Source organism: Pseudundibacterium arcticum (genome assembly GCF_042646465.1).
Classification (GTDB): domain Bacteria; phylum Pseudomonadota; class Gammaproteobacteria; order Burkholderiales; family Burkholderiaceae_D; genus Undibacterium_A; species Undibacterium_A arcticum.
The window spans coordinates 63,196-77,920 of record NZ_JBHRTP010000054.1; the positions used below are offsets into that span (position 1 = coordinate 63,196).

Genomic DNA, 14,725 nt, shown 5'->3' on the forward strand with positions numbered 1-14,725 from the left:
ATGGCCGATAATTTCCTTTCACAGGAAGAAGTCGATGCCCTTCTGAGGGGCGTCAACGGCGATCAGGACGAGGCGCCGACGCCGCAGGACTCTTCCGCGGTTCGTCCCTACAATCTGGCGACCCAGGAGCGCATCGTCCGCGGCCGGATGCCGACGCTGGAGATCATCAATGAACGCTTTGCCCGTCTGTTGCGGATCGGTCTGTTCAATTTTCTGCGCCGCAGCGCCGAAGTGTCGGTCGGCCCGGTGCGCGTTTCCAAATATAGCGAATTCATCCGCAACCTGGCGGTGCCGACCAATTTGAACCTGGTCCACATGAAGCCGCTGCGTGGTACCGCGCTGATCGTATTCGATCCGGGTCTGGTATTTCTGCTGGTCGACAACCTGTTCGGTGGCGACGGTCGTTTTCATACCCGCGTCGAAGGGCGCGATTTTACCCAGACCGAACAACGCATCATTCAGCGCGTGCTGAACATCGTGTTCGAGACCTACGCCAAGTCTTGGGAGCCGGTCTATCCGGTCGAGTTCGAGTTCATCCGCTCGGAGCTGAACACGCAGTTTGCCAACATTGCGACACCTAACGAAGTGGTGGTGACCACCACTTTCACCGTCGAGCTCGGCTCGGTCAGCGGCGAAATGCACTTCTGTACGCCGTATTCGATGATCGAACCGATCCGCGACACGCTGACCAGCAGCCTGCAGGGCGAAGCATTGGAAGTGGACAAGCGCTGGATCCGGCTGATGACCCAGCAGATCCAGGTGGCCGAAGTCGAAATTGTCACCAATCTCGGTCAAGTGAAGGTCACGCTCGGCGATATTTTGAACATGAAGGAAGGCGACGTGATCCCATTCACGGTGCCCGACAGGGTTTCTGCGACAGTGGACGACGTGCCGGTGATGGAATGCACGTACGGCGTCTTCAACGGCCAGTACGCGTTGCGTGTCGAGAAGCTGCTGACCTACGGAAATGGTGACGCAACGCAAGGAGACAAGCATGGATGACAACGCACAAAGCATCGCCGAGGACGATTGGGGCGCCGCAATTGCCGAACAGGCCAAGGCGGAAGCCGATGCGGCCTCGATGAAAGTGCAGCCGGCACAAACATCGATATTCAAGGAATTCGCCAGCAAGGGCCTGGGCGAAACCCATAACGACATCGATTTCATTCTCGATATTCCGGTGCAGTTGACGGTGGAACTGGGTCGCACCAAGATTGCGATCAAGAATTTGCTGCAGCTGGCACAAGGCTCGGTAGTCGAGCTCGACGGCCTGGCCGGTGAACCGATGGATGTGCTGGTCAACGGTTGTCTGATTGCACAAGGCGAAGTGGTGGTGGTCAATGACAAATTCGGTATCCGCCTGACCGACATCGTCACGCCGGCCGATCGCATCCGCAAATTGAATAAATGAACGGTGTCCGCGCCACCTTTGTGGCACTGCTGACGGCCGCCGCTAGCGGGGCGCAGGCCGCCGCTGCGCCATCACCAGCGGCATCGGCATCGGCTGGCAGCCTGTTCCAGGTGCTGCTCGGCTTGGTCGCAGTGCTGGCACTGATGGCAGGCGCCGCCTGGCTGTTGAAGCGCTTTGGCCTGGCCAAGAACGCCGGCAGCTCGACCGCCAGGATCGTCGGCGGCGTCAGCGTCGGCAGCCGCGAACGGGTCATCGTGGTGGAAGTGGCAGATCAATGGATCGTGGTCGGTGTCGCGCCTGGACGGGTCAATGCACTGGCCACATTGCCACGTCAGGAGAGCGCCGTCACACTGGAAGCCGACGCGCCACCCGCCAAGAACTTCGCGGCATGGCTGAAACAAACGATAGACAAACGCAATGCCGGCTAATTTTTCTTCCCCGCAATCCCATCCTGTCTGCAAGCTATTGGTGCGCCTGCTGCCGCTGACACTGCTGGCATTGCCGCTGATGGCGGCCGCACAGCAGGCCGGGTTGCCGGCGCTGACCAGCACGCCGACCGCCGGTGGTGGTCAGTCGTACTCCTTGAGTCTGCAAACATTGCTGTTGCTGACTTCGCTGTCCTTCCTGCCGGCGGCATTGATGATGATGACCAGTTTCACACGGATCATTATCGTGTTGTCACTGTTGCGGCAGGCGATCGGCACCCAGTCGGCGCCGCCCAATCAGGTAATGACCGGACTCGCGCTGTTTCTGACGCTGTTCGTGATGGGCCCGGTATTCGACAAGATTTACGTCGATGCCTGGCAGCCACTCTCCGAAAACAAGATCACGATGACCGCCGCGCTCGACAAGGGCGTGGCACCGCTCAAGACCTTCATGATGAAGCAGACCAGGCAGTCCGACCTGGCGCTGTATGTGAAGCTGTCCAACTCGCCCGCGCTGCAGGGGCCGGAAGACGTGCCATTGCGGGTGCTGGTGCCAGCCTTCGTCACCAGCGAGTTGAAGACCGCTTTCCAGATCAGCTTCGCGATCTTCATCCCGTTCCTCATCATCGACATGGTGGTGGCGAGCGTGCTGATGTCGATGGGTATGATGATGGTGTCCCCGGCGATCGTCTCGCTGCCGTTTAAGCTGATGCTGTTCGTGCTGGTCGATGGCTGGCAGCTGCTGATCGGCTCGCTGGCGCAAAGCTTTTATTAAGGAATCGCGATGAACCCGGAGAGCGTAATGACATTGGGCCGTCATGCCATGGAAATCACCTTGCTGATCGCGGCGCCCATGCTGCTGACCGCGTTGGCGATTGGTCTTCTGGTCAGCATCTTCCAGGCCGCGACGCAAATCAACGAGGCAACGCTGTCGTTCATCCCGAAGCTGGTCGGCATTTTCGTTGCCCTGGTGATCGCCGGGCCATGGATGTTGTCGGTCATGCTCGATTACATGCGCGAAGTGTTCGGCAGCATTCCCGGCATGGTGGGATAGCATGAACGTTGGAGCTGCCGCATTGAGTTCCCTCCCCCTTGAGCGGGTTAGGGGCGAAGCAGGGAATTCAGGAGGCGAGCCTCCTGCCTGCGTAGCGGTATCCGCTTGCAAGCGGATACGACTGGACGTGGGGGTAGTGCGGTCGATGAATGATGCACGTTGCCGATCGGCCGTCCTACCCCCATCCCAACCTTCCCCCTGCAAGGGGGAAGGGGCTAGAAGCCTTGTTCAGCAACGATCTTCGTGTGATTGTCCTGAACCATCCCTGCCCATCGCTTTCGCATTGAGACGACAAGCGTCGCCATGATCACTGTCACCAGCGCCCAACTCAATATCTGGATCGCAACCCTGATCTGGCCGCTGACGCGCATCCTGGGGTTGATCGCGGTCGCGCCACTATTTGGCAATAGCGCTGTCCCGCTACAGGTCAAAGTCGGACTGAGTATCTTGATTGCACTGATTGTGGCACCGATGGTACCGGCCTTGTCGGCACAGGATCCGATGTCGCTGACCGGCCTGTTAATCCTGGCGCAGCAGTTGGTGATCGGGCTGGCGATGGGATTTGCGATGCGGATGGTATTTGCCGCAGTGGAAATGGCGGGCGAGCTGACCGGCTTGACCATGGGTCTCGGTTTCGCCACTTTTTTCGATCCGCAGTCCCAGGGCAGATCGTCCGCCATCAGCCAGTTTCTGGCGCTGTTGATGACCCTGATTTTTCTGTCGGTGAACGGCCATTTGATGCTGCTGTCGGCGCTGGTGGAAAGCTTCACGACCTTGCCGATTTCCGCCGCGCCGTTCGGCTCTGGCGGACTGAATCAGCTGGTGATGCGGGGCAGCGGGATTTTCAGTGCAGGATTGCAGATCGCGCTTCCGATCATCGCCGCCCTGCTCATCACCAATCTGGCACTCGGCATCTTGACCCGGGCCGCGCCGCAACTCAACCTGTTTGGTATCGGGTTTCCGATTACCTTGACGGTGGGATTCGTGCTGATTGGACTCGCCCTGCCCTATATGACGACACCAATCGAACGGCTGCTGCAGGAAGGAATCGAGCTGGTCCGCAGCATGCCGGGCGCGTCGGTCGCGCCCCCGCTCCGGCAGTAAACCTGCGGGCCTACCCCGACGCAGTTGGCATCTGGCGCAGCATCTTGTGGCCCGCTTAGTCTGCGTTTGTATTACTTCAGGAAGTTGAGCAGCGACAGATTCGATACGCTGGCAAACGCCTTCTGCGCTGCCTGCAGCACGAACGATTGCTGATTGAGCGTGGAGATGGCCTGATTGTAGTCCACGTCCTGCAGCGTCGACAGCGTCTGGCTGTACTGCAGACCCTTGGCGCTGCCTAGGTCGTCCAGCGAATCGAGTTCCTTCAGGCGGCTGCCAACGGAAGAGCGCACCGTCAGCACGGTATCGAGCGACTGATCGACATTGCCATTGGCAAGTGCCAGCCCAGCGGCAAGCGCCGCACTGCTGCCGACAACCGGAGGCGGCGGTGGCGTACCGGCCGCCGCTGCGGCAGCGACCGCCGCTGCCTGCGCGGTGTTGGCGGTAACGGTTACCGGCGTCGACAGCAGGGTAATCATGTCGTTCATGGTTTTGAACAGGTCTTGCCCATTGGCCTGAAAAATGGCCTGGCCGGAATCGCTGGTGGCCATTTTGCGCGTTGAATCGACCTGCAGCATTTGCTGTCCCTGATCGCCGTTGTAGCTCACGGCACCGGTGGCCGGATTGGCGACAAACGGCTGCGTCGCGACCTGGAAACCGCTAAACAGATAATTGCCCGAGCCATCGGCCGCGTTGGCATAGCCCATTAATTCATCCAGGCGGCCGCGCAATTCAGTGGCGATATTGGCCCGCTCGGTATTTGAATAGCTGCCGTTACCGGCGCTAACAGTGCTCTCCTTGACGTCTTGCAGCAAAGTTGTGACGCTGGTCAACACGCTCTCGACCTGATTCAGCGAACTCTTGGCATTCTGACGGTTGGTGCCGTATTGCGTATTGACCGATTGCGATTGCGTCACGTCCAAGACACGGGCCGCCCCCACCGGATCGTCAGCCGGTGTCAGAATCCGGCGCTGGCTGGAGATTTGTTGCATGGTCTTGTCGACCCCGGCTTGCAGATCGGTCAGGCGCGCTGTTCCGCGCTGATAAAGCATGCTGGTGCTAATACGCATAATTAATCCTCACTAAGCCTAACTAAGCCTCAATGGCCCAAGCTAAGCAACACATCGAACATCGTGCTAGCCGTTTGCATCACTTTCGCCGCCGCCTGATATGCCTGCTGGTACCGGATCAGGTTGGCCGTCTCTTCATCGACGTTGACGCCGGATTCCGATTGCTGCGCCTGCGTTACGGTATCCAGGCGCGCGGTCTCGGCATCGCTGCTGACATTGATCTCGCGCGTCTTGTTGCCGACTGCGCTGACCAGTTGCGAATACGCGCCCTGAAACGAAGTGGTGCCATTGGCAACCGTGTTGGCGGTTTGCAGCGCGCCGAGCAACAACGCGTTGCGATTGTCGCCGACGCCATTTGTATTCGGGCCGATATTGAACGTGTCGCCGTCGGCCGGCACACCGCTGACCACAAAACTGGCACTGCCGACGCTGATGGTCGCTCCGGCCGTATAGGTGCCGTCGTAGGGGATTGCGGTCGTGCTGCCCGGGAGCGTCACGGTGGTGCCCGCCGGATATCCGGAAAACTTGTTGGTGGCCGCGCTATACGACAGCGTGACCGGGGACGTGTATGGTGCCGAACTGCTGAAATTCTTGTTGGTCACCGTTCCGCTGCTGATCGTAGCGCTACCCGTGTTACCGCTGCCGTCCGCTCTTGGCCCCGCCGCGGTGCGGATCGGTGCTGCCGCCGCAATGAGCGATGGGTTCTTGATCGCGAGATCGATCTGCGCAGCGCCATTGATGGTCGGGCGGACCAGAAAGCTGTCGCCGGCGGCCATCGCGGGACTACCTGTGGCGAGATCGAAAGTCACGCCATCGACGGTCTGCGGCAGAGTGGCATACGATACCGGTGCACCGTCGGGCAGTTGCGTGATCTTGTAATTGCTGCCGTCGTACTGCAACGTGTAATCACTGGTACTCAGGGCGCCGGCATTGGTGATGCTGGCCGCCAGTTTGGCACTCGACGGGTTCTTGCTGCTGGGGGTGATGAGAGGTGTCGCGACGGTGAAAAAATCGCCGCCTGGCGCGCCGTTCTGATCCTGGCCCAGCTGATGCTGCGCATTGAAACTGGTTGCCAAGACGATGGCAACCCGGCCCAGCGCATTTTGGCTCGGATCCAGCGTCTGTGACCGATAATCGAACAGACCTGACAGCCGGCCACCGGATAGACTGCCCTCTGGAAGGACGACCTTGTTGCCATTGATCTGATACGCAACCTGCAAGCGCTCGGGGTCGGTGACCGACGGCGCGGTCGCCAATTGGTTGACCTGCACGCCCATTACCAGCGGCTGGCCGTTGCCGATGAATACATTGTAGTTGCCGCCGTCTTCCTTGTTGACGGTGACCTTCACTTCCTTGTTCAGTTCGGCAATGACCTGGTCGCGTTGATCGAGCAAGTCGTTGGGCGGATTACCGCTGCCCTGCGCCTGCGAGATCGTCGCATTCAATTTGGCGATCTGCTGCGCATAGGCGTTGATCGCGGTGACGCTGGAACTGATCTGGCTATTGACGCCGGCGCGGCTTTCGCTGAGCTGGTCGTTCAGGCTTTGAAAACGCGCCACCAGCGATTGTGCCGACGACAATGTAGCCTGGCGTGATGCCGCGGCATTTGGATTGGCACTCAAATCCTGCAGGCCGGAAAAGAAATCCTGCAATGCGGGTGAAATGCCGGCGGACGCATCAGCAAGCAAATTGTCGACCTGGTTGATCTGACTGGAGTAGGTTTCCAACGCGCTTTTTGATGTTTGCGCGGCAAGCACCTGGCCGCTGACGAAATCATTGTAGACGCGCTTGATTTCCGTTATCTGGGTACCCTGACCAACAAAACCGTAGCCGAAATTCTGCGCGCCCGCGCTTCCCTGAATCACCAGCTGCCGGTTGTAGCCAGGCGTGGAAGCATTCGCGATGTTGTGTCCGGTCGTGCTCAGTCCCACTTGCGCTGCAATAAGGGCAGATTGACCGATGCCGAGGATGTTGGTGGACATGTTCTCTTTTTTCTATAGCGTGATATACGTTATCAACGGCAGCCGGCGAAAAAACTTTAACCGGCGGGCCGCTGCGCGGGTCCGACTGGCGCTGCGGCCATAGCTATGGTCGGGCCTACGATTGATGCTGGCTTGTCAACCGAGCGCCTTTCACAGCGTGATTTTGCACAATAATCAATCGTTAGACAGACAAGGTTTGCTTAATGATGCGGGTCAGCTTGGCCGCATATTGCGGATCGGTTGCATAGCCGGCCTTTTGCAATCCCTGCGCAAACCCAGTCACATCCTGCGCGTTGGCGATCACGTTCTGATAACGCGGATTATTGCTCAGCATCTTGCCGTAATCGCGAAACGCATCGGCATAATTGTCGTAGGCGCGGAATTTCTCCAGCCGTTTTTGCGGCACGCCGTCCAAGTATTCGGTCGTAACGGCAGTCACCACCCGGCCCTTCCAGCTGCTGTTGGCCTTGATGCCGAACAAGTTGTGGCTGGCGTTGCCGTCGCTGTCTTTGATTTCACGCTTGCCCCAACCACTCTCCAGCGCGGCCTGGCCGAGCATGAATTTGGCCGGGATGCCGGTGCTGCGGCTGGCCTCTTCGGCGTGCGCTTCCATCCGCGCGGTGAATGCACGCACATGCCCCATCTTGCTGCGATCGCCGCTGGCATCAATTTTTGCGTCGGATGGCGTGTGCAATGCGTCGGCACCGAGCGCATAGGCCGCCATGCCTTGCTGATTCAAGACCGTTGGTGCGCCGTCCTTGCCTGGCGAGGCCGCCGGTGCGGTGCCCACCACATTCGATAACTGGCGGATCAGTACATCGGCCAGCCCGACGCCGCGCTTGGCCAGATTCTGGCTCAATTGCTGGTCCATCATGGTCGTGTACATCTTGCTTTGCTCATTGTCGAACGGACCATCCTGCGGGCTGGCCTCGCGCATACTTTTCAGCATCATGTTCATGAACAGCGCCTCGAACTGCTTGGCGGCGGCCTTCAATGCTTCCGGCGAATTCTGCTTGGCCGCCTGGCGCAGGTCATTCAGACCAGTCGCGTCGATCGCAAGTTTTCCGGAGATGTCGGTCGGGCTGTTCATGATGTGACTTAAATGATTTCCAGCTCGGCGCGCAGCGCGCCCGCGGCCTTCATCGCCTGCAGGATCGCCAGCAGGTCTTGCGGTGTGGCGCCGATCGAATTGAGCGCCTTGACTACGTCGGCCAGCGAGACGCCGCTCTTGAGCAGCAGCACCTGGCCGGGTTCCTTGTTGATTTCGATTTGCGAGCGCTGCGCCACCACGGTCTGGCCATTCGACAGCGGCCCCGGCTGGCTGATCACCGGCTGGGTATTGATGACCACCGACAGATTGCCATGTGCCACCGCGCAGGCATCGAGCGTCACGCTCTGGTTCATCACCACCGAACCGGTGCGGGCGTTCATGATCACTTTCGCGGCCAGCTGGGCCGGATTGACGTTCAGGCTTTCCAGCGCACCCAGAAACGCGACCCGGCGGTCGCTGCCTTCCGGCGAACGCACCCGGATCACGCGGCCGTCGAGCGCGGCGGCGGTATCGGCGCCGAAGCGCTGGTTGACCGCATCCACCACCCGGCTGGCGGTCGAAAAATCGGTGTCGTGCAGTTCCAGATTGATGGTATTGCCCTGACCGAGTTGCGACGCCACCGCGCGCTCGACCGTGGCGCCGGCGGAAATGCGGCCGACGCTCAAGTGATTGACCTGTACCTTGCTGCCGCTGGCGGCCGCGCCGACGCCGCCGACCAGCACATTGCCCTGCGCCATCGCGTAGATCTGATTATCTGCGCCTTTTAGCGGCGTCATCAGCAAGGTGCCGCCGCGCAGGCTCTTCGCATTGCCCATCGACGACACGGTGATATCGAGCGTCTGCCCCGGTTGCGCAAATGCCGGCAGCGACGAGGTGACCATCACCGCGGCAACGTTTTTCAGCTGCAGACTAGTGCCGGGCGGCAGATTGACGCCCGAATTCTGCAGCATGCTGACCACGCTTTGCACCGTGAACGGCGTCTGCGTGGTTTGATCGCCACTGCCGTCCAGACCAACCACCAGACCATAGCCGAGCAACTGGTTCTCGCGCACGCCCTGGATGCTGGCCAGGTCCTTCAGCCGCTCGGCATGGCCGGCCGCGGGTGCGAATGCGCCGAGCAGTCCGGCAGCACACAACAGGACCGCAGCGGTCTTGCCGAGTACTGATTTGCCTGCGCTGCCGTTTGTCATTTCCGGACCTTTGAACTGTGGTTTGATAAAAATCATACTGGACGGTGTATTTTTTAAGACCGCCGTGTTATTAGCGGGTAATGGCACATTTATGGCTATACTCCCACTAAAACGTGCCTTACAGCGGCATCACGCTATAAAAAAACCGCGCCAGCCAGTTAAAGGCCTCGGCCTGATCGATCCGGCTATTGGTGCGGTATTCGACTCGCGCATCGGCGACCTGGGTCGACGACACCACATTGCCTTGCGCGATCGTGTCGGGACTGACTACGCCGGAAAAGCGGATGAATTCGGCGCCCTTGTCGAGCGCGACCTGCTTTTCGCCGCTCACCACCAGGTTACCGTTCGACAGCACCTCGACCACGGTGACCCCGATCATGCCGTTGAAATTGTTGCTGGCGCTGCCGTCACCCTTTTCGTCGTACTTGAACGAGGACGAGGCGGTCAGCGCGGTACCCTGCAGCGTCTTGAACGGCAGTCCCATCACGGTCGGGATCGCCACCGTGGCGCCACTGGTCTTGCTGGCCGAATTGCCGCCGCTCTTGGTCGCGCTGGTTTTTTCGTTGATCGCGATGGTCAGGATGTCGCCGACCAGGCGCGCACGGCGGTCTTCAAATAGCGGCCGGTAGGCCGTCGCCTGAAAGATCGCGCCATTGGCCGCTGCAGTAGCCGCCACCGGTTGCGGCCGGATCGAGGTTGGGTGCTGGACAATCGTGCTGGGCACATTGGTGCAGCCGGTCAACAACGCCGCCATGCCAGCCGCCGCAATCCAAGCAATGCACGCAATAATCCTGAATGGTGAAAGCTTCATGTCCGCGCTTACAACTGTGTCAGTTTCTGCAACATCTGATCCGAGGTCGTGATCGCCTTGCTGTTGATCTCGTAGGCGCGCTGGGTCTGGATCATGTTGACCAATTCTTCGACCACGTTGACGTTCGAGGTTTCGACGTAGCCTTGTGCCAGCGTGCCGGCGCCGTTGGTGCCGGGCGTATTGGTGTTGGCGCTGCCGGAAGCGGCGGTTTCCACGTACAAATTCTCGCCCATGCTTTGCAGCCCGGCCGGATTGACGAAGGTCGCCAGATGCAGCGTTCCGACTTGCACCGGAGTTGCGGAGCCTGCCTGTACCACCGAAATCGTGCCATCGCGTCCGACCGTCACGCTTTGTGCGTTGGCCGGGATCGTGATCGCGGGCTGAATCGCAAAACCGCTGGACGTGACCATCTGGCCCTGGCCATCGATCTGGAATGAGCCGTCGCGCGTGTAAGCGGTGGTGCCGTCCGGCATCAACACCTGAAAGAAACCCGTGCCCTGGATCGCGACATCCTTGTCATTGCTGGTCTGCTGCAGATTACCTTGGGAAAAAATCCGCTCGGTCGCGACCGGACGCACGCCGGTACCGAGTTGCAATCCAGACGGCAGTTGCGTCTGCTGCGAGGTCTGGGCACCGGGCTGACGCAAGGTTTGGTACAGCAAGTCCTCGAACACCGCGCGCGAGCGCTTGAAGCCGCTGGTGCTGACGTTGGCCAGGTTATTGGAAATCACGTCCATCTGCGTCTGCTGCGCATCCAGACCGGTTTTTGAAATCCACAAGGAACGAATCATTTTTGTCTCCCGTCACTGCATTCGAGCGATGGATGTTCGATGTCCATCTTCAATTACTTATATTCATATTTTGAAGCGGCCAAGCTTAGAAAGTAGGATGGGTGAAACCCATCTTTCTCCCTTGGCGCTCAATGATGGGTTTCACCCATCCTACGAAATTGTGCATTTTGCGTATGTCCCAACTTACATTGCGTATTCTGACCCGACCAACCCTAGCTCATACTGAGGATCTGGCTGGCTTTACTGGCGTTACTCTCGGCGTTCTTCAGCAAATTCATTTGCATTTCGAACTGGCGGCCGAGGTTGATCATGCTGACCATCGCATCAACCACATTGACGTTGCTGCCTTCCAGCGCGCCGCCAACCACGCTGACGGCGGCATCGGCATCTGCTTCGCCGCCACCCTTGACGCGGAACAGGCCATCGTCGCCGCGTTCCAGGCTAGCCTCTTCCGGGTTGACCAGTTTGATGCGGCCCAGCACATTGACCGCGTTCGACTTGCCGCCGGTCGGGATGGCCGACACGGTGCCGTCGCGGCCGATCGCCAGCGTGACATCGGGCGGCACGCTGATCGGGCCGCCGTCGCCCTGCACGCTGAGGCCGGCCTGGGTCTGCAATATACCGTTTTCGCTCAATTTCAGACTGCCATGGCGGGTGTAGGCTTCCGAACCATCGGCCGCCTGCACCGCGATCCAGCCCGCACCCTGTACCGCCACGTCCAGATCGCGTCCGGTCTGTTGCAATGGCCCCGGCGTAAAGTCGCTGCCGACCGTCGAATCGACCACGAACGCACGCGTTGGCAGGCCTTCTCCGATCACCGGCACCGCGCGGAAACTGTCGAGCTGCGCACGAAAACCGGCCGTGGTTGCATTGGCCAGATTGTGCGAAACCGTGGCCTGTTGTTCCAGGATATGTTTCGCGCCAGTCATGGCGGTATAGATGAGACGGTCCATCGTGTTTTCCCGTGATCAGCGGTTCAAAATCAAACCTGAATTACCGGAGGTTGACCAGCGTTTGCAATACCTGGTCCTGGGTCTTGATGGTCTGCGCATTGGCTTGATAAACCCGTTGCGCCGTAATCATGTTGACCAGTTCCGCGGTCAGGTCGACATTCGATTCTTCCACCGCAGACGATTGCAACAAGCCCAAGCCACCGGTATTTGGCGAGCCGACCAGCGGCGCACCGGAGGTGGCGCTTTCCGACCACAGGTTATTGCCTAACGGCTGCAACCCGTTCGGGTTCGCGAAATTGGCCAACACTACTTGTCCCAGCACCGACGACTGGCCGTTGGTATAGCTGCCTACGATGCTGCCGTCGGCGCCGATGTTGAAACCCGCCAGGCGACCGGATACATAGCCATCCTGAGTTTGCGCATTGACGCTGAAAGTAGAGCCAAACTGGGTGGTGCCGGTATAGTCCAGATTCACGTTGAACGGAGTCGCCGCGCCGGTAGTGACGGCAACCGGTACCGCAAATGGCAACGTGGTGGTGGCGGCATCGATCGAACCATCGGTCTTGAAATTGATACGTCCAACCGGTGCCGCGCCGACCGGCGCGCCGTCGGTCGACGCGAACACGCTCCATGCGCCAGGAGCGGTTTTTACATAAAAGGTCTGCAGCGCGTGGACATTGCCCAGGCTATCGAATACCGACACCGAGGTGGCGTTGTTGTAGGTGGTCGGGACCGTGGCATCGAAGCCGGCCTCCGTCAATGCAGGTGAACGCGAGTCCAGATTGACCAAAGCCCCCACTTTGCTGGTAACTTTGGGCGGGATATCGGCAGTGTTGATCTGCAGGTCGACCGGCGTGGCGGAATTGAGCACGCCGCTGGCATTGGCCGCAAAACCCGTCAGGTGAGCACCGACCGCATTGACGATAAAGCCGGATTTGTCGAGCTGGAACTGGCCGTTGCGACTATAGGTTGCAGCGCCATTTTGGCTCATGCGGAAAAATCCCTGGCCATTGATGGCGATGTCGAGCGGACTATTGGTGGCACTGATGCTGCCTTGCGTGAATTGTTGCTTCACATTGGACACGGTGACGCCGATCCCGACCGCCGATGCGCCGGCGCCATTCATCGAGTTGGCATACACGTCGGCAAATTGCGTTTGCGCCTGCTTGAAGCCGACCGTGCTGGCATTGGCCACATTATTGCCGATCACTTCCAGGCTCTTCGATGCCGCATTCAGACCGCTTAGACCTTGTTGAAAACCCATTTTGTTCTCCCAGTATTCGGTTGTAGTCGCTTGTTATGCAGCCAATTACAGAATTTGACGAATGTCGGCCATCACGACACTACCGATGTTTCGCACATTGAGGCTGACGCCTTGCGCGCCGGTCGACACGCTCAGGACCTGCCCCAGCGCCAGCGCGGTCGCTGCGACCGGGGCACTACCGGCGACGGCCGACACTGCAAAGGTATATTGGCCATCGGCCGCGGCCGCACCGGTGTCGGTAGTGCCGTCCCACACCAGCGGTTGCATGCCGGCCGGTTGGCTGCCGAGATCCATCTTGCGCACCGTATTGCCGGCTGCATCCTTGATCGTCACCGCGACCTTGTCGACAGCTGAGGCCAGATCGACGCCGAACACGCTCTTGCCGGAAGCGAGCTCCAGCCCCGATCCCGGCGCCAGCACGCTATGGCCGATCATGCCGGCCGCCTGCAACGACTGGCCGGACTGCATGCTGCTCATCAGCGACTGCAACGTGGTGTTGACCTTGTCGATGCCGGTCACGGTCGACAATTGCGCCAACTGGCTGGTCACCTGCGCGTTATCGAGCGGATTGAGCGGGTCCTGATTCTTCATCTGCGTGACCAGCAGCTTCATGAAGCGGTCCTGCGTGGCCGCAGTGCTATCGGTCGACGCCGCCGTCGTCGGGTTCATCGTATTTAGCAAGCTGGGGGAGACTGTATTGTTTTGGATGGTGGTCATGGCATTGCCTCTCTTATTGGCCGATCGTGAGTGTTTTCAACAGCAGCGTCTTGGCCGCGTTCATGGTGTCGACATTGGACTGATAGGCCCGGGTCGCGGACAACATATTGACCATTTCCTCGACCGGATTGACGTTCGGCATCGCCACATAGCCCTTGTCGTCGGCCAGCGGATGCTTTGGGTCGTACACCATTTTTGGCGCGCTCTGGTCCTCCACCACCTGCAGCACCTTGACGCCGGTCGCATCGACGCCGTTGACCGGCACCGCACTGAACACCACCTGTTTGGGCCGATACACCTGGCCACTGGAACTGGCGGCACTGTCGGCATTGGCCAGATTGCTGGCGACGGTATTGAGGCGCTGGGCTTGCGCGCTCATCGCGGACCCCGACACATTGAAAATATTAAATAGCGACATGATTACTATCCTCCCTGGATCGCAGCCAGCATGTTCTTGATCTGCGCGCTGATCATGGTCAATCCCGCTTCATAGCGGATCGCGTTATCGGCAAATTGGTTGCGTTCGACATCCATATCGACGCTGTTGCCGTCGATGCTGGCTTGCTGCACGGTGCGGTACAAGGTCTGCGCAGAACCGGCACCCACTGCGGCGTCACCGGACAAATGGCTGTCGGCAGTTTTTACCAGCGTCGCGCTGACCTGAGCACTGCCGGACATCGCGTTTTGCATCGCATTGGAAAAATCGATATCGCGCGCCTTGAAGTTGGGCGTATCGGCATTGGCAATATTGGAGGCGAGCAATTGCTGCCGCTGTGCGCGAAGCGACAGCGAGGTCTCGTGAAAACGTAGATAATCGTCAAGCTTTCCAGTCATGGCCGCCTCCGCAGTTACCGCCCAATACTCGATGTGCAATGTTAGATTTGTTCGGTCACGGCTAAAGTTTT

At 59.4% G+C, this 14,725-nt stretch carries 17 protein-coding genes; 6 read left to right on the forward strand and 11 right to left on the reverse strand.

All coding sequences use genetic code 11. The features are described from left to right. The 6 genes from fliM (at position 1) to fliR (ending at position 3,994) form a co-directional block, all read left to right on the forward strand. Positions 1–1,002 (forward strand): flagellar motor switch protein FliM, encoded by a 1,002-nt coding sequence (fliM, locus tag ACFOFO_RS16745; protein ID WP_390325440.1) that lies wholly within the window; start codon positions 1–3, stop codon positions 1,000–1,002. Then, the gene (fliN, locus tag ACFOFO_RS16750; RefSeq protein WP_390325442.1) at positions 995–1,411 is read left to right on the forward strand and encodes a flagellar motor switch protein FliN; all 417 of its coding nucleotides are present in this window, start codon (positions 995–997) and stop codon (positions 1,409–1,411) included. Before fliM ends, fliN begins: the two co-directional genes overlap by 8 nt. Then, positions 1,408–1,839: a flagellar biosynthetic protein FliO gene (gene fliO, locus ACFOFO_RS16755; protein WP_390325443.1), complete on the forward strand. Its 432-nt coding sequence runs from the start codon at positions 1,408–1,410 to the stop codon at positions 1,837–1,839. Before fliN ends, fliO begins: the two co-directional genes overlap by 4 nt. Then, positions 1,829–2,611 (forward strand): flagellar type III secretion system pore protein FliP, encoded by a 783-nt coding sequence (gene fliP, locus ACFOFO_RS16760; protein ID WP_390325445.1) that lies wholly within the window; start codon positions 1,829–1,831, stop codon positions 2,609–2,611. Before fliO ends, fliP begins: the two co-directional genes overlap by 11 nt. A gap of 9 nt (positions 2,612–2,620) precedes the next feature. Further along, entirely contained in the window at positions 2,621–2,890 is a 270-nt protein-coding gene (fliQ, locus tag ACFOFO_RS16765) for a flagellar biosynthesis protein FliQ (protein ID WP_390325446.1), read from the forward strand. A gap of 303 nt (positions 2,891–3,193) precedes the next feature. Then, positions 3,194–3,994, forward strand: a complete 801-nt coding sequence (gene fliR / locus ACFOFO_RS16770; RefSeq protein ID WP_390325447.1) for a flagellar biosynthetic protein FliR — start codon at positions 3,194–3,196, stop codon at positions 3,992–3,994. 71 nt (positions 3,995–4,065) lie between these two features. Here the strand turns inward: fliR and flgL are convergent, their stop codons facing one another. From flgL to flgB, 11 genes are all read right to left on the reverse strand, one after another. After that, positions 4,066–5,061: a flagellar hook-associated protein FlgL gene (gene flgL / locus ACFOFO_RS16775; RefSeq protein ID WP_390325448.1), complete on the reverse strand. Its 996-nt coding sequence runs from the start codon at positions 5,059–5,061 to the stop codon at positions 4,066–4,068. A gap of 29 nt (positions 5,062–5,090) precedes the next feature. Continuing rightward, complete coding sequence (gene flgK, locus ACFOFO_RS16780; RefSeq protein WP_390332090.1) at positions 5,091–7,043, reverse strand: flagellar hook-associated protein FlgK; 1,953 nt, start codon at positions 7,041–7,043, stop codon at positions 5,091–5,093. Between the two features lie 181 nt (positions 7,044–7,224). Then, complete coding sequence (gene flgJ, locus ACFOFO_RS16785) at positions 7,225–8,133, reverse strand: flagellar assembly peptidoglycan hydrolase FlgJ (RefSeq protein WP_390332092.1); 909 nt, start codon at positions 8,131–8,133, stop codon at positions 7,225–7,227. An 8-nt stretch (positions 8,134–8,141) separates the two neighbouring features. Continuing rightward, the gene (locus ACFOFO_RS16790; protein ID WP_390325455.1) at positions 8,142–9,284 is read right to left on the reverse strand and encodes a flagellar basal body P-ring protein FlgI; all 1,143 of its coding nucleotides are present in this window, start codon (positions 9,282–9,284) and stop codon (positions 8,142–8,144) included. A 118-nt stretch (positions 9,285–9,402) separates the two neighbouring features. Then, complete coding sequence (locus ACFOFO_RS16795) at positions 9,403–10,095, reverse strand: flagellar basal body L-ring protein FlgH (RefSeq protein WP_390332094.1); 693 nt, start codon at positions 10,093–10,095, stop codon at positions 9,403–9,405. Between the two features lie 8 nt (positions 10,096–10,103). Continuing rightward, positions 10,104–10,886: a flagellar basal-body rod protein FlgG gene (gene flgG / locus ACFOFO_RS16800; protein WP_390332095.1), complete on the reverse strand. Its 783-nt coding sequence runs from the start codon at positions 10,884–10,886 to the stop codon at positions 10,104–10,106. A gap of 212 nt (positions 10,887–11,098) precedes the next feature. Next, positions 11,099–11,839: a flagellar basal-body rod protein FlgF gene (flgF, locus tag ACFOFO_RS16805; RefSeq protein WP_390325458.1), complete on the reverse strand. Its 741-nt coding sequence runs from the start codon at positions 11,837–11,839 to the stop codon at positions 11,099–11,101. Between the two features lie 40 nt (positions 11,840–11,879). Then, positions 11,880–13,103 (reverse strand): flagellar hook protein FlgE, encoded by a 1,224-nt coding sequence (gene flgE, locus ACFOFO_RS16810; protein ID WP_390332096.1) that lies wholly within the window; start codon positions 13,101–13,103, stop codon positions 11,880–11,882. A 45-nt stretch (positions 13,104–13,148) separates the two neighbouring features. Beyond that, complete coding sequence (locus tag ACFOFO_RS16815; RefSeq protein ID WP_390332098.1) at positions 13,149–13,820, reverse strand: flagellar hook assembly protein FlgD; 672 nt, start codon at positions 13,818–13,820, stop codon at positions 13,149–13,151. 13 nt (positions 13,821–13,833) lie between these two features. After that, positions 13,834–14,238, reverse strand: coding sequence for a flagellar basal body rod protein FlgC (gene flgC / locus ACFOFO_RS16820; protein ID WP_390325463.1), 405 nt, complete (start codon positions 14,236–14,238; stop codon positions 13,834–13,836). A 5-nt stretch (positions 14,239–14,243) separates the two neighbouring features. Then, positions 14,244–14,654: a flagellar basal body rod protein FlgB gene (gene flgB / locus ACFOFO_RS16825; protein WP_390332101.1), complete on the reverse strand. Its 411-nt coding sequence runs from the start codon at positions 14,652–14,654 to the stop codon at positions 14,244–14,246. Positions 14,655–14,725: the final 71 nt, after the last annotated feature.

Excerpts from the sequence above, each read along its gene's own strand:
- fliM (WP_390325440.1), top strand. The coding sequence starts at position 1 with ATGGCCGATAATTTCCTTTCACAGGAAGAAGTCGATGCCCTTCTGAGG.
- fliN (WP_390325442.1), top strand. The coding sequence starts at position 995 with ATGGATGACAACGCACAAAGCATCGCCGAGGACGATTGGGGCGCCGCA.
- fliO (WP_390325443.1), top strand. The coding sequence starts at position 1,408 with ATGAACGGTGTCCGCGCCACCTTTGTGGCACTGCTGACGGCCGCCGCT.
- fliP (WP_390325445.1), top strand. The coding sequence starts at position 1,829 with ATGCCGGCTAATTTTTCTTCCCCGCAATCCCATCCTGTCTGCAAGCTA.
- fliQ (WP_390325446.1), top strand. The coding sequence starts at position 2,621 with ATGAACCCGGAGAGCGTAATGACATTGGGCCGTCATGCCATGGAAATC.
- fliR (WP_390325447.1), top strand. The coding sequence starts at position 3,194 with ATGATCACTGTCACCAGCGCCCAACTCAATATCTGGATCGCAACCCTG.
- flgL (WP_390325448.1), bottom strand. The coding sequence starts at position 5,061 with ATGCGTATTAGCACCAGCATGCTTTATCAGCGCGGAACAGCGCGCCTG.
- flgK (WP_390332090.1), bottom strand. The coding sequence starts at position 7,043 with ATGTCCACCAACATCCTCGGCATCGGTCAATCTGCCCTTATTGCAGCG.
- flgJ (WP_390332092.1), bottom strand. The coding sequence starts at position 8,133 with ATGAACAGCCCGACCGACATCTCCGGAAAACTTGCGATCGACGCGACT.
- ACFOFO_RS16790 (WP_390325455.1), bottom strand. The coding sequence starts at position 9,284 with ATGACAAACGGCAGCGCAGGCAAATCAGTACTCGGCAAGACCGCTGCG.
- ACFOFO_RS16795 (WP_390332094.1), bottom strand. The coding sequence starts at position 10,095 with ATGAAGCTTTCACCATTCAGGATTATTGCGTGCATTGCTTGGATTGCG.
- flgG (WP_390332095.1), bottom strand. The coding sequence starts at position 10,886 with ATGATTCGTTCCTTGTGGATTTCAAAAACCGGTCTGGATGCGCAGCAG.
- flgF (WP_390325458.1), bottom strand. The coding sequence starts at position 11,839 with ATGGACCGTCTCATCTATACCGCCATGACTGGCGCGAAACATATCCTG.
- flgE (WP_390332096.1), bottom strand. The coding sequence starts at position 13,103 with ATGGGTTTTCAACAAGGTCTAAGCGGTCTGAATGCGGCATCGAAGAGC.
- ACFOFO_RS16815 (WP_390332098.1), bottom strand. The coding sequence starts at position 13,820 with ATGACCACCATCCAAAACAATACAGTCTCCCCCAGCTTGCTAAATACG.
- flgC (WP_390325463.1), bottom strand. The coding sequence starts at position 14,238 with ATGTCGCTATTTAATATTTTCAATGTGTCGGGGTCCGCGATGAGCGCG.
- flgB (WP_390332101.1), bottom strand. The coding sequence starts at position 14,654 with ATGACTGGAAAGCTTGACGATTATCTACGTTTTCACGAGACCTCGCTG.